Here is a 21,731-nt window from a genome sequence, read left to right on the forward strand (position 1 = left end):
CTGCTAATGGTTTCGGTCGAGTGTCATTACCGTTCAACCAATCAGGAGCATACACATGCCAACTCCATGTTATATCAGCATCGAAGGTAAAACCCAGGGCAACATCACCGCGAGTGCCTTCACCTCCGATTCCGTCGGCAACATCTTCGTGCAAGGTCACGAAGACGAGATGCTGGTACAAGAGTTCCAACACGTTGTGACCGTACCGACTGACCCGCAATCTGGTCAGCCTGCCGGTCAGCGTGTCCACAAGCCGTTCAAATTCACCGTTGCCCTGAACAAGGCCGTACCGCTGATGTACAACGCCCTGGCCTCTGGTGAAATGCTGCCGAAAGTGACCCTGAAGTGGTATCGCACTTCCGTGGAAGGCAAGCAGGAGCACTTTTTCTCTACCGTGCTGACCGATGCCACCATCGTCGATATCGACTGCCAGATGCCCCACTGCCAGGATCCGGCGAAGTCTGACTTCACCCAGCTGATCCAGGTCTCTCTGGCCTACCGCAAGATTGACTGGGAACACACATGGTGTGGTACAACGGCGAGCTGCAGCGGCGGGTGTGCGGGGTTGTGAGTGACTTTGCGCAAGGGGACAGCGGCTTTCGCCGTACCCGCTATCAGCTCATGGTGCAGCCGGCCCTGTGGCGACTGGGCCTTCGCCAGAACTCCCGCATCTTCCAGGCGAAAAAGCCTGATGAAATCCTCTCCATCCTGCTGCAAGAGCACGGCATCACCGACTACGCCTTTGCGCTGAAAAACGAGCACGCCAAGCGGGAATACTGCGTTCAGTACCGGGAAACCGACCTTGCGTTCGTCAACCGGCTCGCCGCCGAAGAGGGGCTCTTCTATTTTCATGAATTCGACGCGGGCAAACACCGCATCGTGTTTGCTGACGATGCGGCTGCATTAACAGCCGGCCCCGAACTCTTCTTCAATCTTGGCAACCGCTCGTTGGAACAAGGGCCATATGTTCGCCAGTTCCACTACCGGGAAGCGGTACGGCCCAGCGATGTGGAGCTGAAAGACTACAGCTTCAAGACCCCGGCCTACGGGCTCTCCCACAAGAGACAGGGCAGCGAGCTGGAGCACCAGCGCGATAGCTACCAGCACTTTGACTATCCGGGCCGTTACAAGCAGGACGGCAGCGGCAAGGCGTTTGCCCAGCACAGGCTCGATGCGCTGCGCAATGACGCAGTGGCGGGCAGCGGCAAATCCAACAGTGCAGCCCTGCTGCCAGGCCAGTTTTTCTCGCTGACCGAGCACCCGAACGGCAATCTGAATACCGACTGGCAAATCGTGCGTATCAGCCACACCGGCTTGCAGCCCCAGGCGCTGGAAGAGGAGGGGGGCAGCGGCCCGACCGTCTACCACAACGAGTTTGGGGTGGTCAAAGCGAGTACCACCTGGCGTGCCCGCATTGGCAGCCCACAAGCGCCGCACAAGCCGATGGTGGACGGCCCGCAAATTGCCATCGTGGTGGGCCCCGAGGGGGAAGAGATTTACTGCGACGAGCATGGCCGGGTGAAGCTGCAATTCCCGTGGGACAGATATGGCAGCTCCAACGACCAGAGCTCCTGCTGGGTGCGTGTCAGTCAGGGCTGGGCGGGTGGCCAGTACGGCATGATGGCGATTCCGCGCATCGGCCATGAAGTTATCGTGAGTTTCCTGGAAGGGGACCCCGACCAGCCCATCGTGACCGGCCGCACCTTCCACGCCACCAACCGGCCGCCCTACGACTTGCCTGCCAACAAGACCCGCACAGTGCTGCGNACCCTGAAGTGGTATCGCACTTCCGTGGAAGGCAAGCAGGAGCACTTTTTCTCTACCGTGCTGACCGATGCCACCATCGTCGATATCGACTGCCAGATGCCCCACTGCCAGGATCCGGCGAAGTCTGACTTCACCCAGCTGATCCAGGTCTCTCTGGCCTACCGCAAGATTGACTGGGAACACACAGTTGCCGGTACCTCCGGCTCTGACGACTGGCGTGCACCCAGCGAAGCGTAAGCTCCGCTCTCTTATTGACGTTATTCCTTGTTGCACACCCAGGGTTCTGGCACTTGCCGTGTCAGCGGTTGCCAGACCCGTGCAAATTTTCTCCGGCCTGTTCATCTGGATGTGGTCGGAGCTTTTGTGTTTTGCCATATGGCCCGGGATCTCGGCCTTATTGCAAAGCACAACAGAGGCCAGTCGAGATGTGTTCCACTATTTCAGTGCTCGGTGACACAGGCACTGACCACGATGGTTTTCACCCATCCCCCGTGATTGCCGCCAGCCCGGATGTCTTTCTCGACGGCAAGCCAGTGGCCCGTCAGGGCGATCCGCTGGCGCCCCATGACAAGCCCAACAATCCCCCCCATCCGCGCAGCATCTCGGGTGGCGTGGGCACTGTCCTGTGCTTTTTGCGGCGCAGTGGCAAACCCATCGCCGTGACCAGTACCGCCATCGGTTGCGGTGGGGTTGTGATTGGCTCGGGCAGCGGACAGGCAGGATAAGGAACAGCGTTATGGCAGACAGCACAGGATTACAATTTACCGTCAAGGTAGGGGCGCTGCCCGAGAGCACTTTCGTGGTGGCCGAGTTTGCGCTGGAAGAGGCGCTGAACAGCCCGTTCCAGTTGCGATTGGAATTGGCCAGCCCCCAGCCGGATGTCGACTTTGCCGATGTGCTGGACCAGCCGTGCGAGCTCATGGTGTGGTACAACGGCGAGCTGCAGCGGCGGGTGTGCGGGGTTGTGAGTGACTTTGCGCAAGGGGACAGCGGCTTTCGCCGTACCCGCTATCAGCTCATGGTGCAGCCGGCCCTGTGGCGACTGGGCCTTCGCCAGAACTCCCGCATCTTCCAGGCGAAAAAGCCTGATGAAATCCTCTCCATCCTGCTGCAAGAGCACGGCATCACCGACTACGCCTTTGCGCTNTGCTGACCGATGCCACCATCGTCGATATCGACTGCCAGATGCCCCACTGCCAGGATCCGGCGAAGTCTGACTTCACCCAGCTGATCCAGGTCTCTCTGGCCTACCGCAAGATTGACTGGGAACACACGGTCGCCGGTACCTCCGGCTCTGACGACTGGCGCGCACCCAGCGAAGCGTAAGTTGATACAAAGGGGCACTGCTTGCGGTGCCCTTTGCTATCTGCGCGATTGACGAGCATCCATTTGAGGATATCTCGCCGACTGTCTTCTACTCCCCCGTTCTGCACCGCCCCGATGTTTTCTTGTACCCGTTTGCTCTTTGCGAGTGGGTACAAGAAAAAACCGAATTCACGTCTTGTCGCACGCCGTCAAGGGCGTGCGGTAGCCATGGTGTCAGAAAAACCAGGGCGATGGCGGATCTCTCACACAGTTTGAAAAGCCCCCGAATGTACGGGGCTGCACCATATCTCAGAGGCGCTCACCGATGGCAGACAGCACAGGATTACAATTTACCGTCAAGGTAGGGGCGCTGCCCGAGAGCACTTTCGTGGTGGCCGAGTTTGCGCTGGAAGAGGCGCTGAACAGCCCGTTTCAGTTGCGGTTGGAATTGGCCAGCCCCCAGCCGGATGTCGACTTTGCCGATGTGCTGGACCAGCCGTGCGAGCTGATGGTGTGGTATAACGGCGAGCTGCAGCGGCGGGTGTGCGGGGTTGTGAGTAATTTTGCGCAAGGGGACAGCGGCTTTCGCCGCACTCGCTATCAGCTGCAGGTGCAGCCGGCGTTGTGGCGGCTTTCGCTTCGTCACAATTCCCGCATCTTCCAGGCGCAGAAACCCGACGAAATCCTCTCCATCCTGCTGCAAGAGCACGGCATCACCGACTACGCCTTTGCGCTGAAAAACGAGCACGCCCAGCGGGAATACTGCGTGCAGTACCGGGAAACCGACCTTGCGTTCGTCAACCGGCTCGCCGCCGAAGAGGGGCTCTTCTATTTTCATGAATTTGACGCGGGCAAACACCGCATCGTGTTTGCCGACGATGCGGCGGCGCTGACCGCCGGCCCCGAACTCTTTTTCAATCTCGGCAACCGCTCACTGGAGCAGGGCCCCTATGTGCGCCAGTTCCACTACCGCGAGGCGGTGCGCCCCTCTGACGTGGAGCTGAAAGACTACAGCTTCAAGACCCCGGCCTACGGGCTCTCCCACAAGAAACAGGGCTGCGAGCTGGAGCACCAGCGCGATACTTACCAGCACTTTGATTTTCCCGGTCGCTACAAGCAGGACCCGAGCGGCAAAGCGTTTGCCCAGCACCGGCTCGATGCGCTGCGCAATGACGCTGTGGCGGGCAGCGGCAAATCCAATAGTGCAGCCCTGCTGCCGGGCCAATTTTTTTCGCTGACCGAGCACCCGAATAGCAGCCTCAATGCCGACTGGCAAATCGTGCGCATCAGCCACACCGGCATGCAGCCACAGGCGCTGGAAGAGGAGGGGGGCAGCGGCCCGACCGTCTACCACAACGCGTTTGATGTGGTCAAAGCTGCGACCACCTGGCGTGCTCGCATTGGCAGCCCACAAGCCCCCCACAAGCCCATGGTGGACGGCCCGCAAATCGCCATCGTGGTGGGCCCTGAAGGGGAAGAGATTTACTGCGACGAACATGGCCGGGTGAAGCTGCAATTCCCGTGGGACAGATATGGTAGCTCAAACGACCAGAGCTCCTGCTGGGTGCGGGTGAACCAGGGATGGGCGGGTGGCCAATACGGCATGATGGCGATTCCGCGCATCGGCCACGAAGTTATCGTTTCATTTTTGGAAGGGGACCCGGACCAGCCTATCGTCACTGGCCGCACCTTCCACGCCACCAACCGGCCGCCCTATGAGTTGCCTGCCAACAAGACCCGTACCGTGCTGCGCACCGAGACCCATCAGGGTGAGGGCTTCAACGAGCTGCGTTTTGAAGACCAGGCGGGGCAGGAAGAGATTTACATCCACGGTCAGAAAGACCTGAATGTGCTCATCGAAAATGATGCCGCCTGGCACATCAAGCATGATGAGCATACAGATATCGACAACGAGCGGGTAACTCGGATCAAGGCCAACGACCACCTGACGGTGGAGGGGGAGAAGCGGGACCATATCAAGGGTGACCTGTCGCTGACTGTCGATGCTTCCATGCACCAGAAGCTGGGGCAGAGCTGGCTCACCCAGGCAGGGCAGGAAGTGCACGTCAAGGCCGGCGCCAAAGTGGTATTGGAAGCGGGATCTGAGATCACCGTCAAGGTGGGCGGCTGTTTTATCAAGGTCGATGGTGGCGGCGTTACTCTGGTCGGCCCCACCATCAAGATGAACTCGGGTGGCAGCCCAAGTTCAGGTACTGGTTGGGGGGGCAAGGCCCCAATCCTGCCAGGTAATGTTGAAGTGCCTACGGCACCACCGGCAACGTTGCCAGCCCCGGCCATTCACAAGAGCATGGAGTCCATGGCACCGCTGGCCAAGCCTTGTCCAGCAGCCCCACCGCCGGTACCACCCCAGCCTGCCGGGGGGCCACCGGCTCCACCACCCGTCCCACCCCAGCTTGCCGGAGGCGCAGGGATGCCACCGCCGCCACCTGTTGCGGCCAAAGGGGAAAGCAAAAAGCCGGCAAAGAAGTGGGCAACGGTAGAGATATCCAAAGCGGATGAAGCACTTAGATATTATTCGGCGCAGGGGTACACATTGCTCAATAACTATTTGCGTGATCGCCCCTACAAGCAGCGAGAGGCCATCGATACCCTGCTAAGTCGCAGCTATTTGAATGATGAGCCGACATCCGCGAGTGAGTTTAACCAGGCAATGAAGGCCTATGTTGCCGATGTGGAGGCTGGTCTGGCGAAATTGCCGGCTTCACCTGATTTGTCTTTCGTGTACCGAGGGTTGGCGCTGGACAAGCCGGAGCTTGCAGCCCTGAAAGAGCAGTTCACTGGGGTGGGCAATATCGTTGTTGAGTCAGGATTCATGAGTACCTCACCGGACAAGGCCTGGGTCAACGATACCTTGTTGAAGATCCGCCTGCCTGCCGGTCATGGTGGTCGTCTGCTGGGAGACGCGGCGCACTTCAAGGGGGAAGCTGAGATGCTGTTTCCGACGCAGACCAAGCTAAGGGTCGATCGGGTGGTTTCCTCCATGAGAGGTGATTTCTATACCTTGCTCAATACGATTCCAACCTCTGACAATGCATCGGACAACCGCAGCAAGATCAAGCGACTGATAGAGGTTTCCGTATTATGACGTTATCTGATTGGCTCGCTGGCGAGCAAGCGGGTGAGACGTATGCCGTCATCGATGGAGCCCAGGCGATGTCAGCCGTGGCGGATTTCTATGCATATGATGGAGAGAATGCCAATCCACTTTTTGCCGGTACCGCTTTTGATGAGCAGTCTGCATTGGGGCCCTGGTTGCTACCTGCGCCTTCCACTGAGTTCATGATGGCCAATCCTGCCCTGAGCGGCTTCTACCTGATCAGCGACCAATCAGTGGAGCTGATCCGCCGCCATTGGCAGAGCCTGATAGAAGCGATACGCGAGGGAGAAGCAGTCTGGTTTCGTTTCTCTGACCCACGCATTTTTCTGCCTATGCTCAGCGCCATGACCCCTGATGAACGCGATAGTGTGCTGGGTCCCTGTTCCGGGCTCTGGATCCATGATGAAGCCTTCGTTCGCACGCCCAATGCCCGGTTCCAACCGGCCTTGCAAACTCCCTGGTTTCATATCCGGCCTCATCATCTGGCTGGACTCTACGACGAGAACCGTCATGCCTACATCTTGCGGCGGCGGTTATGGCAGACCATGACGGCTATGATGGAGCGCCATCCTGACCCGGCCGGGACCATTTTACCCACCCTTAAACAGGCCAATCAGGATGGGCTGCAAGAGGATGTGCGCGATGGTGTGGTGGCTGGCGCCTTGGCCTTGCAGGCCAATTTGCCTCTTGAAGAGATACGGGCGCCTTTGATGCTGACCGATGATGAGCTGGTTCAGGTAGCCAACTGGCTGAACAAACATCACGAATTGACAGGAGTATCCTGATGGCGGCAGATCCCCACTGTATCCCTTGCGAACGTTATGATAACTGGATAGAGATAGACGTTCGTGATGAGCACAACCGTTCGTTCAAGGGGCTCAAGGCCACTTTAACTGACGAAACAGGCAAGTCAGAAACAGTCACCCTGAAGGATGGGCCTACTCTGGTGCGTGGTTTTGCAGTTGGCCCGGTGGCTGTAAAAATCGAGACGCCAGCCTGGCTCAAGGCGGCGCAGTCCCGTGAGGCCCTCAAGGAGGGTGAGACCACACAGGTACCCGCCTATACAGACAAGTTATTCGGGCACTGCGACGTCAAACGAGAGTATATCAAGGTGACCACTGGCGACCTTTGTCTCACCGAGCCAGAACAGCCGCTACCGAAAGGACATCAGTCAGGACAGGCTCAGCCTACTCGCTTTTTCACCAAGCACTCCTATGTGATTGAAGTTAAAGGCTATCAGATCAATATCTTGCGGGTTGGGCTCTTCTTCGATGGTACTTCGAACAACACTTTTAACCATTTGATTGGCAAGGATGGGATCGAGAGATTTTTGGAGCAATGTGCCACCCCTGAGGAACGTGAAGCACTGCGCAAACAATGCGAGGCGGGGGATGTTCCTCTAAAGGTTGCAAGCCAAGCAAATGACATTACCAATATTGGTAAAGCCTATGAACTATATCGGGTGCCGAAAGGCAATGAGCTTTTAGCAAAGGTGTATATTGATGGGATCGGCACGGAGAATGCTGAAGAGGATGCTGGAGCTGGCCAAGCATCCGATTTAGGGAGTACTTCAAGTCTATCCAAAGTAGAAAAGGCCTGCGACACAACAATTATTGAAACAATAAATGAACAATTAGGCGAAATTCTTTCTAAGACTGACTGTATTCATAAAATTGAATTTGACGTATTTGGTTTTAGTCGTGGTGCTTCCGCTGCTCGGCAATTTATTAATTTTATTGATGGGAAAACAGGGCATTTGTTAGCAAACTCGATGGAAAAAGAGAGCGGAATTCAGCTCAAGGCTGGTTTCGATTGGGCTAGTCGCGATGATTGCCGTATAAAATTTGCTGGATTATTTGATACTGTAACAACCTCTGCAAGGAAACGAAACGTAACCCTGTCCCCAGACTGCGCTGAGCGAGTGGTTCATCTTATTGCCGCCGATGAATGGCGTTTTTTCTTTGCCTTGACTCGCATCACCGATGATAAACTGGGTGCCAAAATTGCACCAAACTTCACAGAAGTCATAGTGCCTGGGGCTCACTCTGATGTTGGCGGTGGTTATTACAGCCGCTGGAGTTTGAGCAATCCCAATAGCGATCCTGCTATCACCGAACAAATTGCTATCAAAGTTTGTCGGAGCGAGGAGTCGTCCATGTTCTTCGACCCTAAGAAAAGCCGAGCCTACCAAAGAGCCAAACTGTATGCCGAGGAACAGGTGATTAAGGGTTGGGGTAATGAGGTTGTTGATTTACCTAATGTGGCGAGTGCGCCGGTGAGGAATAAGATCAGCCTGCGAGTGAGGAGCAGTCGACACCCCAAGACAGATAAAATGAATGTCGAAGTTGAAGTATTGATCAATCGCGTGGTTGAAGGTGAATACTCACGCATTCCACTACACATGATGGTTGAAGCGGCAAGAGATGTGGGAGTTCCATTTCAATTATGGGATGAAGCAAGAGCTGATTTGTCACTAGTACCATTGAGTATTCGGATTCCTCATTCCAATCTAGCCAAGCTAGATGAGCAATGGATTAATGCCGCTAAAGAACGAGGTATAGTTAAAAACTTAGCGAATAAATTAACATCAGATGCCTATCGCTATCTTCGTTTTGAATACTTGCATCATAGTGCAGACACTGGATTGGTCAATATGGCGAATAATATCGATGGTAGAGATGGACGTAAAATTTACAATAATCAGGAAGGCGGATAATGAAATTCAGTTGGATAAAACTTCCTTTACTAGCGCTGGGTCTGCTGGGTTTTAGCGCTACAGGTGTTGCAAGCACCCCACAGACTATGGATTGGTCTTATATGGTGGGCTCCAACGCGGATGAAATATGGCACACAAAGGCCAATTTTTATCAGGAGGGGAAGCTCATTCACGGCTCGTCAAACGGTGATGCTGGTTATGTTGGAGCTGAGGCTTTACGAGAAAAGGATTATCGCTGGCGCATAGGTGCAGGACGAAAATTATACAACCAGCCAATTCCTGATAAAGTTGATATTGAATGGGTTTCCTTCCATGACAAAAAACGCTACGGCATCACTTTGATGCTCCCATCAAATTTAAACTCTCAGATTGCACAAGGTTACTGGATATTGAATGCAGAAAAACGCCAAGAAGTACGAAGAAATATCATCGCACTTGGACTTGCTCCAGGGGGGTACGTTGAAGTGTTTCTAACCAAGTTCAAAGTCAAACCAGATATTTTAATAGCAAGAGGCATAGCTAAGGAAATAAGGCCTTGGCAAGACGAAAAGGTGCCACTTTCCAAACAATTCAATAATGCTTTTGCGGCATTTGATAAGGATTATGGCGCCACTTACCTGCAGCACCCAATTCCGCAAGGTATGGACTGGGCCCCCATCATGGATGCTTACCGTGCCAAACAACCTCACACTGACAATGAACCGGTTAATTAATGCGCTGGATACTCTTACTGCTGCTGTTGCCATTAGTCGCAGCATGCCAAGCAGCCCCCACAGGCCCCAAACAACTGGACTGGTGGCATATGGTCGGTTCCAACTCAGATGAACTATGGGTTACTGAGGTACTCTTTTATCGCCATGGCAAGTTGGTTGATGCCTCGACGAATGGTTCCGCCGGATTTTTTGGGGCTGAAGGGTTAAAAGAAAAAGACTATCGCTGGCGCATAGGCAAGGGGCGTCGTGATATTCACCCCGTCCCCGATAAGGTAGAAGTAGAGTGGATTTCATTTCATGACAAAAAGCGCTATCGCATTAGCTTGGTATTGCCAGCAGAACTGGAAAGCATGATTGCACAACCTTATCGCATCAAGGTGAGAGATGAGTGGCGCGAAGAGCGTCGAGATAACATTGGCTTAGGCATGGCTACCGGCGGCTATGTGGAAGCATTTTTAACCAGTGTCAGAGTGACACCTGATATCCTGCTGGCCAGGGGGATTGCTAAGGAAATTCAAACTTCGCAAGACAAGGAAAATCCCGTCACCAAAGTTTACAAAGAGTGGTTCGACGATTTTGATAAAGCATACGGTGATGCCTATCAACAGTACCCCACCCCCAGTGGCATGGCTTGGGCTCCGATTATGGATGCCTACCGCGCCGCACAACCCAAGACGGATACCGATCCGGTCAATTGATTTGGATTGCGGTTTAAGAGGTATCAATGAAGCAGTACCAAAACTGGTTAGCCCAGTATCTGATCTGTCGTCGTGATAACGACCATGCCATGGCAGCAGAATTGGCAGAGAGTATCGGGGCCTTCTGATAGGTAAGGCTAATAGTCAGGGACGGCGCGGCATCAGCTTTATGCCTATCAGGTGGTCACGTAGCATAACGGAGCTGCCAGTAATATGGCATCTACTCATCTTCAACTTCTATCAGCGTAGATTTTTCTCATGACATACCGTGCTTTATGGCTTGCACTGGCGAGCAGCTGGTTAACCGCTTGTACCACAACTGCATCATTCACTGAGTCAGAGCTATCTCAAACAGCCCAACAGGGCCATGGCAAAGCCCAGTATGAACTGGCCAAGCGTTTGGCTGCCAAGCCTGATTATCCCGAGGCGATGCGCTGGATGAAGCAGGCAGCTCAGCAATCGGGCCCCTTGGCGGCGGATAGCGATATTCGTGGTGAAGCGGCGTTGCAGGTGGGTCGCTGGTATCAGTCCGGCCTGGGTGAGCCGAAGAGCCCAACGTTGGCCAATGACTGGTGGCAACGTGCGGCCAAACTGGGTAATCGTGAGGCCAGTTATCAGCTGGGGATGGATTGCCAGCTCCACCATAAAGGCAAATTGGTCAGCGAGTGTCTCGACTGGTTCGAACAGGCGGCCAAACAGGATCATGCCCAAGCGCAACTGATCCTGGGGCAGTGGTATGCCAAGCAGTCCGGTGCCGATACCGAGGCCATCAAATGGCTGGAAAAAGCGGCCGAGCAGGGCAATCGTGACGCTCAGTACCAACTCGGGCTGCGTTACGAGCAGGGAAAGGGGGTAAACAAGCGCTCCGATATTGCCCAGCGCTGGTTTGAGAAGGCTGCCGCCCAGCAGCAACCGGACGCCTTGCTGGTGCTTGCTCGCCAGGTAAGTTCGGCAGAGGCATTTACTGCCTATCAGCGTGCTGCTAACGCGGGTTCGGCGCCAGCCCAGTTGTGGTTGGGATTGGCCTATCAGGCCGGCGAGCGGGTAACGCAGGATCTTGCGCTGGGCCGATATTGGCTGGAACTGGCGGCTGGTCGAGGTTCCCATGAGGCTGAATATCAGTTGAGCTTGCTGCAGACCGATGTTGTTTCACGTGAGCATTGGTTGACGCTGGCGGCCCAGGGAGGGTTCAGTCAGGCACAAGTTGCATTGGCGGAGCTGCAACAAGAACGGGGGGAGCTGGCCTCAGCCCGTCAGAGTTTTGCGCAGGCAGCCCAACAAGGCAATGTCGATGCCCGGTACGCTTATGCCGAGATGCTACGACTGGGGTTGGGTGGCAAGGAGGATTACAGTCAGGCACTGCAGCAGTATCGACTGGCTGCCAATGCCAATCACAGAAACGCGCAATATCGTATGGGAATAATGCGTGAGCAAGGGTGGGGAGCACCACGTAACAGATTGCATGCTTATGCATGGTACTTGCTTGCTGCAACGGATGGTAATAGTGATGCAACCAAGGCGCGCGATGAGCTGGAAAAGGGGATGGCAGAAAAAGAGAAGAGTTCCGGTCAGAAACTGGCGCAGCACTGGTTCGTTAAGTTGAAAGGCGCGATTTAATCGAATGAATTTTTTATTAAAAGCGTTGTAAATCATATGCCTGTCATCTAGGCATTGAGTGTCACCTCTTATTATATTTATTTTGTTTAAATGTATCTTTTTACCCTTCCATTGGTAATTCCTGTGCCAGATGAGTTTAAAGATGAGTGAATGAACATATGTGACAAGGGTTGACGCAGCAACAGGTGCTTGGCGTCAATACCTGTCGCGTCGTCATTGCTTTATTGGATGTTCTTTTATAATAGTCATCTCGAATATCTTTTGTTTCATCTTGCATATAGGTTTTAATATTTTTTGTTTTTTCAGGGGTTGAGCATAAGTATTTGTTTTTTAACGTAAATGTTTTATTTTGATCATGTCTTATTGACGTTGCTGAATGGATGAATATACCATTCGCCGCAAATGGCGCTTTAAGCCAACATGACCTCTGACAAAGAGCAGAGGCATAATCGGGTTGTATGGATAACAAGGTGTATATTGTGTTTTTGATTATTAGAGTCTCTGCTCTTTTTGTATCAAAAACATATCAGTCGGCCTATGGATTCGCGTGTCGCTATTCAGCGACACAGTCAACTGTCATTTTTGACAGTTGTTGGTTAATCCATCGGCTATAAGCTTTTGGGTCTTGGCAGATCCACAACTTGGTATTTAGAGCATGGGAAAGAGTATCGATGGCGCCACTGTTGCGCCCAAAGAACGCATCAATATCAAATATGTGCCGGCAACCGGTGGGCAGCAGGGAGAAGTTGAACTTCCGCTGACCATGATGGTGGTAGGCAATATGAAAGGTCGTACCGAAGAAACCCCTATCGAGGAGCGTCAGACCGTCTCCATCGACAAGAACAACTTTTCTTCCGTCATGAAAGAATCTGCACTGGAACTGAATTTTTACGTTCCCAACCGCCTGGAGGAGAACAGCCAGGAGGAGATGCCGGTTTCGATCAAGATCCAGTCACTGGATGACTTCACCCCTGACAGCGTGGCCCAGCAGGTACCCGAACTGCGCAAGCTGCTGGAACTGCGTGAGGCGCTGGTTGCCCTGAAGGGACCGCTGGGAAACATTCCCTCCTTCCGCAATCGTTTGCAGGACCTGCTGTCCAGTGATGAAGCTCGTGAGCAACTGCTCAAGGAGCTGGATTTGATTAAGCCTGCCGAGTGATCGGTAGGTTGGATTGATTGACGAGAAAGGAAAACAACATGTCTTTGGTCGAAGAACAGGTTCAAGCGGGGGCCAATACCGCCTCCCCGTCCTTGCTGGACGAAATCATGGCGCAGGCCCGTATCAGCCCGGTTGATGAGGGTTACAGTGTTGCCAAACAAGGCGTTGCCGCCTTGATCGCCAATATTCTTGATAACGGTACCACCAGCGATCCTGTCAACAAGGCGTTGGTAGACAGCATGATTGTCGAACTCGACAAGAAGCTGAGCAAACAGATGGACGTCATCCTGCACGCCAAAGAATTGCAGGAGATGGAATCTTCCTGGCGTTCACTCAAGCTGCTGGTGGATCGCACTGATTTTCGTGAAAACATCAAGATCCAGGTGCTGCATGCGACCAAGGAAGAGTTGCTGGAAGATTTCGAGTTCTCCCCCGAGATCACCCAGTCCGGCCTCTACAAGCATGTTTATTCCAGTGGTTATGGCCAGTTCGGTGGCCAGCCCGTCGGTGCCGTGATAGGTGATTATGCTTTCACCCACAGCTCACCCGACATCAAGTTGATGCAGTATGTCAGTGCCGTTGGCGCCATGGCGCATGCCCCCTTTATCTCCTCGGTATCACCCGCCTTCTTTGGGGTCGACAACTTCACGGACTTGTCCTCCATCAAGGATCTCAAGTCTGTTTTCGAAGGCCCGTCCTACACCAAGTGGCGCGCACTGCGCGAATCGGAAGATGCCCGCTATCTGGGGCTGACCGCACCGCGTTTTCTGGCCCGTCTGCCATACGATCCGACCGAGAATCCCATCAAGGGCTTCAACTATCAGGAAGACATCAGCTCGGATCACGACCACTACCTGTGGGGCAATACCGCGTATCTGATGGGCACCTCCCTGACCGACAGCTTTGCCAAGTATCGCTGGTGTCCGAACATTATCGGTCCGCAGAGCGGTGGTGCCATCCACGATCTGCCGGTACATGTCTACGAGGCCATGGGTCAGCTGCAAGCCAAGATCCCGACCGAAGTGCTCATCACCGATCGTCGCGAATATGAGCTGTCAGAAGAGGGTTTCATCACCCTGACCATGCGTAAAGACAGCGACAATGCAGCCTTCTTCTCCGCCAACTCGGTTCAAAAACCCAAGGTGTTCCCCAATACCAAGGAAGGCCGGGAAGCTGAGACTAACTACAAGCTGGGTACCCAGCTGCCCTACATGTTCATCATCAACCGCCTGGCGCACTACATCAAAGTGCTGCAGCGCGAGCAGATCGGCTCCTGGAAGGAGCGTCAGGATCTGGAGCGTGAACTGAACGGCTGGATCAAGCAGTTCGTCGCGGATCAGGAAAACCCGCCGGCAGAGGTGCGCAGCCGTCGCCCATTGCGTGCCGCCCAGATCAAGGTGCTGGACGTGGAAGGGGAGCCGGGTTGGTACCAGGTTGCCATGGCTGTGCGTCCGCACTTCAAGTACATGGGAGCCAGCTTCGAGCTGTCTCTGGTAGGTCGACTGGACAAGGAATAATGCCCGATGCCGTATCTCTCTTCCTGGGATAGAGGAAATGCGGCCAGTCTGTTTGATCGTATCCGGGGGGAGGGGCTGAGCTCTTCCCCCCGCACGGAGTCTGAGGAACTGATCGCATCTGTCAAACGGCAGCTCGAACAGGTTCTCAATACCCGTCCCGGCAATTGCCGCAGCGCGCCCGATCTGGGTGTCATTGATCTCAATGACGCTACTCAGGGCAGTGCGGATATCAAGGGGCGGATCCGTGAGGCGATCCGGCAGTGCATCCGTCGTTATGAACCTCGGATCATTCATGTGGATGTACGGTCACCCGACTATCAGGCGAGTCCGCTTGAGATGTCGTTTCAGGTGACGGCCCACGTGAGGCTGGAGCATATAGAGCAGGTCACCTCGTTCAACGTCCATATGGACAGTCACCGTCACTACCGCATGGTCTGATCAATGTCGCTGGAACATTACTTCAGGGATGAATTGGCTTTTTTGCGCCTGCAAGGGCGCGAATTTGCCGATACCTATCCCGAGCTCACCCGTTTCCTGTCGGAGCAAAATACCGATCCGGATGTGGAGCGCCTGCTGGAAGGCTTCGCGTTTCTCACCGGCAATCTGCGCGCCAAGATCGAGGATGAGTTTCCCGAGCTGACCCATGGTCTGCTCAATATGCTCTGGCCCAACTATCTGCGCCCCGTACCCAGCATGACCATAATGCAGTTTTCGGTGATTCCGGGGGCCATCGCTCAACCGGCGCTGGTCAAGCAGGGGTGTCAGCTCGACAGCCTGCCCATCGACGAGGTGACCTGTCACTTTCAGACCTGTCACGATGCCTGGGTCTATCCGGCAGATATCCGCCATATCTCGGCGCAAAGTGGTAACGATCTCTCCACCATCTCGCTGGATATTGCCCTGCATGCTCCCTTGCCGCTCTGCGAGTTGCAGCTGGACAAGCTGCGTTTCTTCCTCGGTGGCGACAGCTATACAGCCTATGAGCTCTATTTCTGGCTCGCCAACCAGCTCTCCCATATCGAGCTGGAGATCGATGGCAAGCGCTTTCGCCAGGAAGCCAAGGCCCTGAAATCGGTCGGTTTCGAGCGCGACGACGCGCTCCTTCCTTATCCGAACAATGTCTATTCCGGCTACCGGATCTTGCAGGAGTATTTCTGCTTCCCGGAAAGCTTTCTCTTCTTTGAACTCAGCGGCGGCGACTGGCCGAAACAACCCTTGCCGGTGAGCGAATTCAAGCTCCATTTCTGTTTCGACAAGCCCTTGCCTGCGGAGCTCAAGATCCGCCCAGACTCTTTCATGCTCAACTGTGTGCCGGCCATCAACCTGTTCCAGCACGACAGTGAGCCGGTCAACCTCAATGGCCGTCAGGCGGAATATCCCCTCAAGGCGAGTTATCGCCATGCTGACAGTTTCGAAATCTTCTCGGTGGATCAGGTCGAGGGCTGGGTGGAAGGCAACCTGGGCCGCTCCCGCGGTACGCCGCGTATCTACCAGCCGTTTGAAAGTTTTCAGCACCAGATCGAACGGGCCAAGCACAGGTTGGCACTCTATTACCGGGTGCGGGTCAAAGAGTCGGTCAGCGGCGATGGCTTCGAGCACAACCTCTCGTTTGTACGCGGGGATGAGACCACCACGGTCGAGCTGGACGAATCCATTTCGGTCACGCTGACGTGCACCAACCGCTCCCGAGCGGCCCGTCTCAAGGCTGGCAGCATTTGTGTGCCCACCGGCAGCTCGCCTTCCTTTGCCACCTTTCGCAACCTGATCCGGCCGACCCGGCCGCTGCGTCCGGCGCTGGATGGCAGTCTGCACTGGACCCTCATCTCCAACCTGTCGCTCAACTATGTCTCTCTGTTGCGTCGGGATGCCCTGGTGCAAGTGCTGCGCACCTATGACTTCCCCGCGCTTCATGATAAGCAGGCTGAACAGGCATCGCGCAAGCGACTGGCGGGGATTGAGGAGATTGAGACCAAACCGGTGGACAGGCTGGTGCGCGGCATGCCGGTGCGCGGGCTCAAGTCGGTACTCTCCATTCGCCAATCCGCCTTTGGCAGCGAAGGGGAGCTCTATCTCTTCAGTACCGTACTGGCTCACTTTTTCTCCCTGTATGCCAGCGTCAATGCTTTCCACCTGCTGGAGGTGGTCAATCTCGACAACAAGGAGCGCTATCAATGGCCAGTCCAGATCGGTCAGCACTCCCTGATGTGACCTCCACCAGAGATGCGCCCCGTTTCAATTTCTTCCAGCTGGTTGAACTGCTCAACCAGCTGGACGGTGCCGATCAGGAGCGCGGCCTCGACCATTTGCCGAGTGACGAAAATATCCGCTTCAAGGCGACCGCGTCTCTGGGTTTTCCCACCAGCGATGTATTGCAGGTGGGTCGCGATGGCAAGGGTCGCCATGAGCTTGAAGTAGCGTTTCTCGGCTTGCACGGCAGCCAGTCACCCATGCCAGGTTATTACCTGGATTCGTTGGCGTGGGAGTACGCGCAAGGGGAGCAGAAGCTCGGGTTGTTTCTGGACTTCTTTCACCACCGCCTGCTGACGTTGCTGCACAGGATCTGGCGCAAGTATCGCTATCACGTGCGCTTTCAGGATAACGGCGAGGATGGTTTCTCCCGCCTGATGTTTGCCCTGGTGGGGCTGGGCAATGAGGCCGTCTGCCAGAGCCTGCCGGTCAATCGCGCCAAGATGCTCTCTTATGCAGGCATGTTGGCCAGCCCCAGCCGCTCGCCCGAGGTGGTGGCCGGTCTGGTGGCGCACTGTTTCGATCTGGCGGATGTGGAAGTGAGTGCCTGGCAGTGGCGCAAGGTACCCATCCATCAGGATCAGCAAAACCGGCTGGGCGGTGCTTGCGCCACGTTGGGCGGCGACTTCGTCATCGGTGACAAGGTGAACGATTGTGCGGGCAAGTTTTTATTGAAGATAAATGACCTGAGTTTTGGCCAGTTTCTCGGTTTTCTCCCGAACGGGGAACACTTCCATGCGCTGGTGACCTTTGTCTCCTTCATCCTGCGCGACCAATTGGCCTGGGATCTGCGACTCGGCTTTGGCCAGGAGCAGGCCAGGGGGTTGCGATTGGGGGAAGAGCAGAGCGCGCGCCTGGGGTGGAGTACCTTTCTCGGCCAACCGCCGAGCGACCCGTTTGTGACTATCTGTGTACAGGAATAAACGCAGGAAATTCGGTGTAGGAATCAGTGCAGGAGTGAATGTGGACGATTTTAATCAGCAACTTTCCCTGGTGGTGCTCAACAGCGAACAGCTCGATGGCAGCCAGCAGGTGCAGTACCGCTTCGACGAGATGGGGGGCACTCTGGGTGCCTCAGAGCAGGATGACTGGCAACTGCGTGACAGGTTGGGCTCGGTCATGCCGGCCCACGCCCGGATCGAGTTGAACGATGGCCGTTTCTGCCTGTGCGATCTGAGCGGTCAGACCTACATCAACGGCGCGACCTCGCCCATAGGGCGGGCCCGCAAGGTACACCTTGAGCAGGGTGACGAACTGATCGTCGGTCCGTTCCGGATGCGCGCCTATCTGGGGGCCATCTCCCCCGAGCAGAACCTGCATCAGGTGCTGGGCAACCGGCCCTCCGAGCAGCTCGATGAGTGGCTTGCCGGGGAGGAGACCAGTCAAGCCATGGAGGATCCACGCGCCCTCGCCGTCGACCCCTTGCTGGCACTGCAACATGAACGCTCGGTGCTGACCCCGCTGGTGGATCCCCGCCAGCCGTCACCACTGCGTTCACAACCGGATATGGATGCCGTATCCCTCGCCCCTTTTTCTGCTGTCGAGAACACCATGAACCAAGAATTTCTGGATATGCCCACCATAGAGAATCACCCCGACTACCACCCTCCGCTGGAGGGGGTAGATCACGTGGCGCTGACCCCCTTGATGCGCGGCCTGGGTCAGTCCCTGCAGTTGCAGGATACCCAGCAGGCTCACGACATGCTCGAAGAGATGGGCAAAACGGTGCGCGCCATGGTGGAAGGACTGCTGCAGTTGCAAACCGATCAGGCGGCGCTGGCAGACAAGCACCTGCGTCCCATCGAAGACAACCCGCTGCGCCTTGGCCTCGACTATGACGAGACCCTGGCGGTGATGTTTGCCGAGCAGAAGAGTCCGGTTCATCTGACGGCACCAGCGGCCGTGGCCGAGAGCCTGCGCAATGTGCGCATTCATCATGTGGCGAACCAACAGGCCATTGGCGCGGCGCTGGACAGCATACTGCAAGCCTTCTCGCCAGAGGCACTGATTGGCCGTTTCGAGCATTACCGTCGTACCGGCGCCCCCGGTGTGGCCGACGAAGGCTGGGCCTGGAACATGTACCAGCACTACTACCGCGAGCTCACTTCTGCCCGTCAGCAGGGGTTCGACAAGCTGTTCCATCAGGTCTATGCCCAGGCATACGACCAGGCCGTGCGTCAGCAACAGGGACTGATTTGATGATACGTGCGCTGATGCTGGGGGCCTGTCTGCTGGCCCTGGCAGGCTGTACCACCATGGGCAAGATGGCCGATGTGGCCATGGACCCGGATATCCAGGTGGGCAGCAACGATGAACAAGCCACCACCCTGGGGCTGAGCCTGCTGGCCGAGCGGGATGTCAACCCCAACGAGAGCGGGGAGGCGGCACCCATCGAGTTTCAGGTGGTGCTGCTGGCCGAAGACTCCAAGCTGCTCGCCACCGATTACGACCAGGTGACCGAGGATGTGGAAAAGGCCCTTGGCAAGAACTACCTGGATCATCAGGACTACACACTGCTGCCGGGCCAGTTCAAGTATCTGCCGCCCATCAAGCTCGATGAGAAGACCCGCTACATCGGGGTGATCGCGCGTTATGCCGATCCGGACAGCGCCGAGTGGCGCAAAGTCATCAAGGTGAAAAGCATGGGACGAGCCTATCAAATCCTGGTTCATCTGCGTCTGGATGAAGTAGAACTGCAAAAAGAAGAAGAATAACCATGTCGAGTCGAAATCGGGTTATCTGGCGTGAGGGGCTCTTCATCAAGCCCCAGCACTTCCAGCAACAACAAAGACATTCAGAGTATGCGCTGCACGCCAGACTGAGTGCGCTCAGCGACTATTTCTATGGCTTGCAGTCGCTGGCCATCAACGAGGACTACCTGGGGTTTGGCCGTATCGCCCTGGTAGGTGCCACCGGCATACTGCCCGATGGCACCGTCTTCAATATTCCCAATGACGATGTGCTGCCGGCGCCCCTGGAAATTACCGATGCCTCGGTCGCCAATCAGAAGGTTTACCTGGCATTGCCGCTCTCGGTGAACGGGGTCAACGAAGTCAATCAGGGCGGCCAGGTCGCCACCCGCTTGCAGGCCCATCGCCACGATGTGCGCGATCTGCACAGCGAAGGGGGGGATGTTGTCTCCCTGGAAGTGGGGCGAGTCAGCCTGCGGCTGATGCTGGAGCGCGAAGATCGCAGCGCCTATGCCTCGCTCGCCATCGCTCGCATTCTGGACAAGCGTCCGGACGGTGGTCTGGTGCTGGATCCCAACTTCATGCCTTGTAGCATCAGCGTTTCCGCCATCCCGACCCTCAAGCGCTTCCTCGGCGAATCGGCTGGCCTCGTGGCCGAGCGGGCTCGCAGTCTCTCCCAGCGCATTGCCGCCCCCGGTCAGCAGGGGGTCGCCGATGTGGCCGAGTTCATGATGTTGCAACTGCTCAACCGCGCTCAGCCCCAGCTTTCCCATCTGGCGCGTCTTGGCACCCTGCATCCGGAGCGGTTGCACGAGGCGCTGGTGCAGATCTGTGGCGAGCTGATGACCTTCACCGATGAATCCCGTCTGCCGCCCGAGTTTGCCGCCTATCGTCACGACGATCAGCAGGTGAGTTTCGAGCCTGTGATGCTGGCCCTGCGTCAGGCGCTGAGCACAGTGCTGTCGCCACGTGCCGTCTCCATCCAGCTGCGCAAGCACCAGTACGGCGTCATGGTGGCCATGGTCAACGAGAGCGAGCTGATGCAAAGCGCCGACTTCGTGCTGGCGGTGCGCGCCCGCATGCCGCAGGAGCAGCTGCGCAAGCAGTTGCTGCAGCAGACCAAGGTGGCGTCGAGCGACAAGATCCGCGAGCTCATCAGCCTGCAACTGCCCGGCATTCCGTTGTTGCCGCTGCCGGTGGCGCCGCGCCAGCTGCCCTATCACGCCGGTTACAGCTACTTCCAGCTCGATCGGCAAAGCCCTGCCTGGCAGATGCTGGCGGTCAGCAACACGCTCGCCTTCCACATTGCCGGTGATTTCCCCGAGCTCGACATGCAGCTCTGGGCCATTCGCAGCCAGTGATCGCATCAAGGAAACAAGCAGAGATGACCACGGACATTATCAAGAACGAGCAACTCAGCGATCTGCTGTTCGATCATGCCGAGCAGCTGGACATGGATTCGGACTACTGGTTCCGCCTGCGCGGCCAGAGCATCAACCCCATGATAGATGCGGTAACCCCCTTGTTGGGGCTGGTGCAGCGGGTACGCCTGCTGTCGCGCTACGACCGGGTGCCGGAGCTCTATCAGCGGGTGGTGACCGAGATCCAGGCCATAGAGCAGGAGCTGATGGCACAGGGCTACGAGAACGGTGTGGTGCTGTCGTTTCGCTACATCCTCTGCACCTTCATCGACGAGGCCGTCATGGGTCGCGACTGGGGTAGCCAGAGCGAATGGTCGGAACACTCCTTGCTGACCCGTTTCCACAACGAGACCTGGGGCGGGGAGAAGGTGTTCGTGCTGCTCGCTCGTCTGCAGGAAGACCCGGTGCGTTATCGCGACATCCTGGAGTTCATCTATCTGTGCCTGTGCCTCGGTTTCGAGGGGCGCTACAAGGTGATGAACAAGGGGCGTGACGAGTTCGAGCGCATCGTCAAACAGTTGCACAAGCAGCTGGCCCCCGAGACAAGCGGTGAAGCCCCCAGCGTCTTTCACCTCGACCTCGGTCGTCAGGCTTCCCGTTACAGACTGCGCAAGCAGATTTCCCTGCGCAGCCTGTTCATGGGGGGCACGCTGATCCTGGCCATTATATTTGGCCTCTATCATCACCAACTCAATAACCAGACCCAGGACGTACTGCGTCAACTGGGCGAATTATTAAAATAATTATTCTGAGGAGAGCACGC

18 protein-coding genes and 4 pseudogenes are annotated in these 21,731 nt (G+C 56.0%); all 22 read left to right on the top strand.

The annotated features are described in order from the left end of the window. Window positions 1–55: 55 nt before the first annotated feature. Window positions 56–571: a type VI secretion system effector Hcp1 gene (gene hcp1, locus AACX78_RS10340; RefSeq protein ID WP_159166132.1), complete on the top strand. Its 516-nt coding sequence runs from the start codon at window positions 56–58 to the stop codon at window positions 569–571. Next, window positions 523–1,710 (top strand): annotated as a pseudogene (gene tssI / locus AACX78_RS10345) (type VI secretion system tip protein TssI/VgrG); the annotation flags it as partial. The gene hcp1 and the pseudogene tssI (AACX78_RS10345), both read left to right, overlap by 49 nt. A gap of 48 nt (window positions 1,711–1,758) precedes the next feature. Next, on the top strand, window positions 1,759–2,004 hold the full coding sequence (tssD, locus tag AACX78_RS10350) for a type VI secretion system tube protein TssD (protein WP_339389640.1): 246 nt from the start codon (window positions 1,759–1,761) through the stop codon (window positions 2,002–2,004). A 188-nt stretch (window positions 2,005–2,192) separates the two neighbouring features. Next, a complete protein-coding gene (locus tag AACX78_RS10355; RefSeq protein WP_159166133.1) occupies window positions 2,193–2,492 on the top strand; it encodes a type VI secretion system PAAR protein in 300 nt (99 codons plus the stop codon). 11 nt (window positions 2,493–2,503) lie between these two features. Continuing rightward, window positions 2,504–2,911 (top strand): annotated as a pseudogene (locus AACX78_RS10360) (contractile injection system protein, VgrG/Pvc8 family); the annotation flags it as partial. A gap of 5 nt (window positions 2,912–2,916) precedes the next feature. After that, window positions 2,917–3,093 (top strand): annotated as a pseudogene (locus tag AACX78_RS10365) (type VI secretion system tube protein Hcp); the annotation flags it as partial. A 304-nt stretch (window positions 3,094–3,397) separates the two neighbouring features. After that, window positions 3,398–5,308: pseudogene (tssI, locus tag AACX78_RS10370) on the top strand (type VI secretion system tip protein TssI/VgrG); the annotation flags it as partial. A 195-nt stretch (window positions 5,309–5,503) separates the two neighbouring features. Further along, window positions 5,504–6,178: an ADP-ribosyltransferase gene (locus AACX78_RS10375; RefSeq protein ID WP_236556376.1), complete on the top strand. Its 675-nt coding sequence runs from the start codon at window positions 5,504–5,506 to the stop codon at window positions 6,176–6,178. Beyond that, complete coding sequence (locus AACX78_RS10380) at window positions 6,175–6,975, top strand: DUF4123 domain-containing protein (RefSeq protein WP_159166135.1); 801 nt, start codon at window positions 6,175–6,177, stop codon at window positions 6,973–6,975. Before AACX78_RS10375 ends, AACX78_RS10380 begins: the two co-directional genes overlap by 4 nt. Next, complete coding sequence (locus AACX78_RS10385) at window positions 6,975–8,906, top strand: T6SS phospholipase effector Tle1-like catalytic domain-containing protein (RefSeq protein ID WP_159166136.1); 1,932 nt, start codon at window positions 6,975–6,977, stop codon at window positions 8,904–8,906. Before AACX78_RS10380 ends, AACX78_RS10385 begins: the two co-directional genes overlap by 1 nt. Continuing rightward, window positions 8,906–9,619 (top strand): DUF2931 family protein, encoded by a 714-nt coding sequence (locus tag AACX78_RS10390; RefSeq protein WP_201302827.1) that lies wholly within the window; start codon window positions 8,906–8,908, stop codon window positions 9,617–9,619. Before AACX78_RS10385 ends, AACX78_RS10390 begins: the two co-directional genes overlap by 1 nt. Beyond that, window positions 9,619–10,317 (top strand): DUF2931 family protein, encoded by a 699-nt coding sequence (locus tag AACX78_RS10395; protein ID WP_159166137.1) that lies wholly within the window; start codon window positions 9,619–9,621, stop codon window positions 10,315–10,317. Before AACX78_RS10390 ends, AACX78_RS10395 begins: the two co-directional genes overlap by 1 nt. Window positions 10,318–10,575: 258 nt before the next feature. Beyond that, window positions 10,576–11,934: a tetratricopeptide repeat protein gene (locus AACX78_RS10400; RefSeq protein ID WP_159166138.1), complete on the top strand. Its 1,359-nt coding sequence runs from the start codon at window positions 10,576–10,578 to the stop codon at window positions 11,932–11,934. Between the two features lie 655 nt (window positions 11,935–12,589). Continuing rightward, window positions 12,590–13,093 (top strand): type VI secretion system contractile sheath small subunit, encoded by a 504-nt coding sequence (gene tssB / locus AACX78_RS10405; RefSeq protein WP_111588352.1) that lies wholly within the window; start codon window positions 12,590–12,592, stop codon window positions 13,091–13,093. A 38-nt stretch (window positions 13,094–13,131) separates the two neighbouring features. After that, a complete protein-coding gene (tssC, locus tag AACX78_RS10410) occupies window positions 13,132–14,610 on the top strand; it encodes a type VI secretion system contractile sheath large subunit (RefSeq protein WP_111588351.1) in 1,479 nt (492 codons plus the stop codon). Window positions 14,611–14,616: 6 nt separating this feature from the next. Then, window positions 14,617–15,048 carry a type VI secretion system baseplate subunit TssE gene (gene tssE, locus AACX78_RS10415; RefSeq protein ID WP_087755878.1) on the top strand — a complete coding sequence of 144 codons (432 nt, stop codon included), beginning with the start codon at window positions 14,617–14,619 and terminating at the stop codon, window positions 15,046–15,048. A 3-nt stretch (window positions 15,049–15,051) separates the two neighbouring features. Further along, window positions 15,052–16,818 (top strand): type VI secretion system baseplate subunit TssF, encoded by a 1,767-nt coding sequence (gene tssF / locus AACX78_RS10420; RefSeq protein ID WP_159166139.1) that lies wholly within the window; start codon window positions 15,052–15,054, stop codon window positions 16,816–16,818. Next, on the top strand, window positions 16,782–17,780 hold the full coding sequence (tssG, locus tag AACX78_RS10425; protein WP_159166140.1) for a type VI secretion system baseplate subunit TssG: 999 nt from the start codon (window positions 16,782–16,784) through the stop codon (window positions 17,778–17,780). The genes tssF and tssG overlap by 37 nt, the downstream gene beginning before the upstream one ends. 40 nt (window positions 17,781–17,820) lie before the next feature. Beyond that, a complete protein-coding gene (gene tagH, locus AACX78_RS10430; RefSeq protein ID WP_159166141.1) occupies window positions 17,821–19,056 on the top strand; it encodes a type VI secretion system-associated FHA domain protein TagH in 1,236 nt (411 codons plus the stop codon). After that, window positions 19,056–19,571, top strand: a complete 516-nt coding sequence (gene tssJ / locus AACX78_RS10435) for a type VI secretion system lipoprotein TssJ (RefSeq protein WP_005310697.1) — start codon at window positions 19,056–19,058, stop codon at window positions 19,569–19,571. The genes tagH and tssJ overlap by 1 nt, the downstream gene beginning before the upstream one ends. Window positions 19,572–19,573: 2 nt before the next feature. Further along, a complete protein-coding gene (gene tssK, locus AACX78_RS10440; RefSeq protein WP_159166142.1) occupies window positions 19,574–20,908 on the top strand; it encodes a type VI secretion system baseplate subunit TssK in 1,335 nt (444 codons plus the stop codon). Between the two features lie 23 nt (window positions 20,909–20,931). Beyond that, window positions 20,932–21,711 (top strand): type IVB secretion system protein IcmH/DotU, encoded by a 780-nt coding sequence (gene icmH, locus AACX78_RS10445; protein WP_201302828.1) that lies wholly within the window; start codon window positions 20,932–20,934, stop codon window positions 21,709–21,711. Window positions 21,712–21,731: the final 20 nt, after the last annotated feature.

The sequence above is a fragment of the Aeromonas sp. 9A genome (assembly GCF_963900955.1).
GTDB classification, from domain to species: Bacteria; Pseudomonadota; Gammaproteobacteria; order Enterobacterales; family Aeromonadaceae; genus Aeromonas; species Aeromonas salmonicida.

Coding starts and splice junctions, on each gene's coding strand:
- hcp1 (WP_159166132.1), top strand. CDS start 56: ATGCCAACTCCATGTTATATCAGCATCGAAGGTAAAACCCAGGGCAAC.
- AACX78_RS10355 (WP_159166133.1), top strand. CDS start 2,193: ATGTGTTCCACTATTTCAGTGCTCGGTGACACAGGCACTGACCACGAT.
- AACX78_RS10375 (WP_236556376.1), top strand. CDS start 5,504: ATGCCACCGCCGCCACCTGTTGCGGCCAAAGGGGAAAGCAAAAAGCCG.
- AACX78_RS10380 (WP_159166135.1), top strand. CDS start 6,175: ATGACGTTATCTGATTGGCTCGCTGGCGAGCAAGCGGGTGAGACGTAT.
- AACX78_RS10385 (WP_159166136.1), top strand. CDS start 6,975: ATGGCGGCAGATCCCCACTGTATCCCTTGCGAACGTTATGATAACTGG.
- AACX78_RS10390 (WP_201302827.1), top strand. CDS start 8,906: ATGAAATTCAGTTGGATAAAACTTCCTTTACTAGCGCTGGGTCTGCTG.
- AACX78_RS10395 (WP_159166137.1), top strand. CDS start 9,619: ATGCGCTGGATACTCTTACTGCTGCTGTTGCCATTAGTCGCAGCATGC.
- AACX78_RS10400 (WP_159166138.1), top strand. CDS start 10,576: ATGACATACCGTGCTTTATGGCTTGCACTGGCGAGCAGCTGGTTAACC.
- tssB (WP_111588352.1), top strand. CDS start 12,590: ATGGGAAAGAGTATCGATGGCGCCACTGTTGCGCCCAAAGAACGCATC.
- tssC (WP_111588351.1), top strand. CDS start 13,132: ATGTCTTTGGTCGAAGAACAGGTTCAAGCGGGGGCCAATACCGCCTCC.
- tssE (WP_087755878.1), top strand. CDS start 14,617: ATGCCGTATCTCTCTTCCTGGGATAGAGGAAATGCGGCCAGTCTGTTT.
- tssF (WP_159166139.1), top strand. CDS start 15,052: ATGTCGCTGGAACATTACTTCAGGGATGAATTGGCTTTTTTGCGCCTG.
- tssG (WP_159166140.1), top strand. CDS start 16,782: ATGGCCAGTCCAGATCGGTCAGCACTCCCTGATGTGACCTCCACCAGA.
- tssJ (WP_005310697.1), top strand. CDS start 19,056: ATGATACGTGCGCTGATGCTGGGGGCCTGTCTGCTGGCCCTGGCAGGC.
- tssK (WP_159166142.1), top strand. CDS start 19,574: ATGTCGAGTCGAAATCGGGTTATCTGGCGTGAGGGGCTCTTCATCAAG.
- icmH (WP_201302828.1), top strand. CDS start 20,932: ATGACCACGGACATTATCAAGAACGAGCAACTCAGCGATCTGCTGTTC.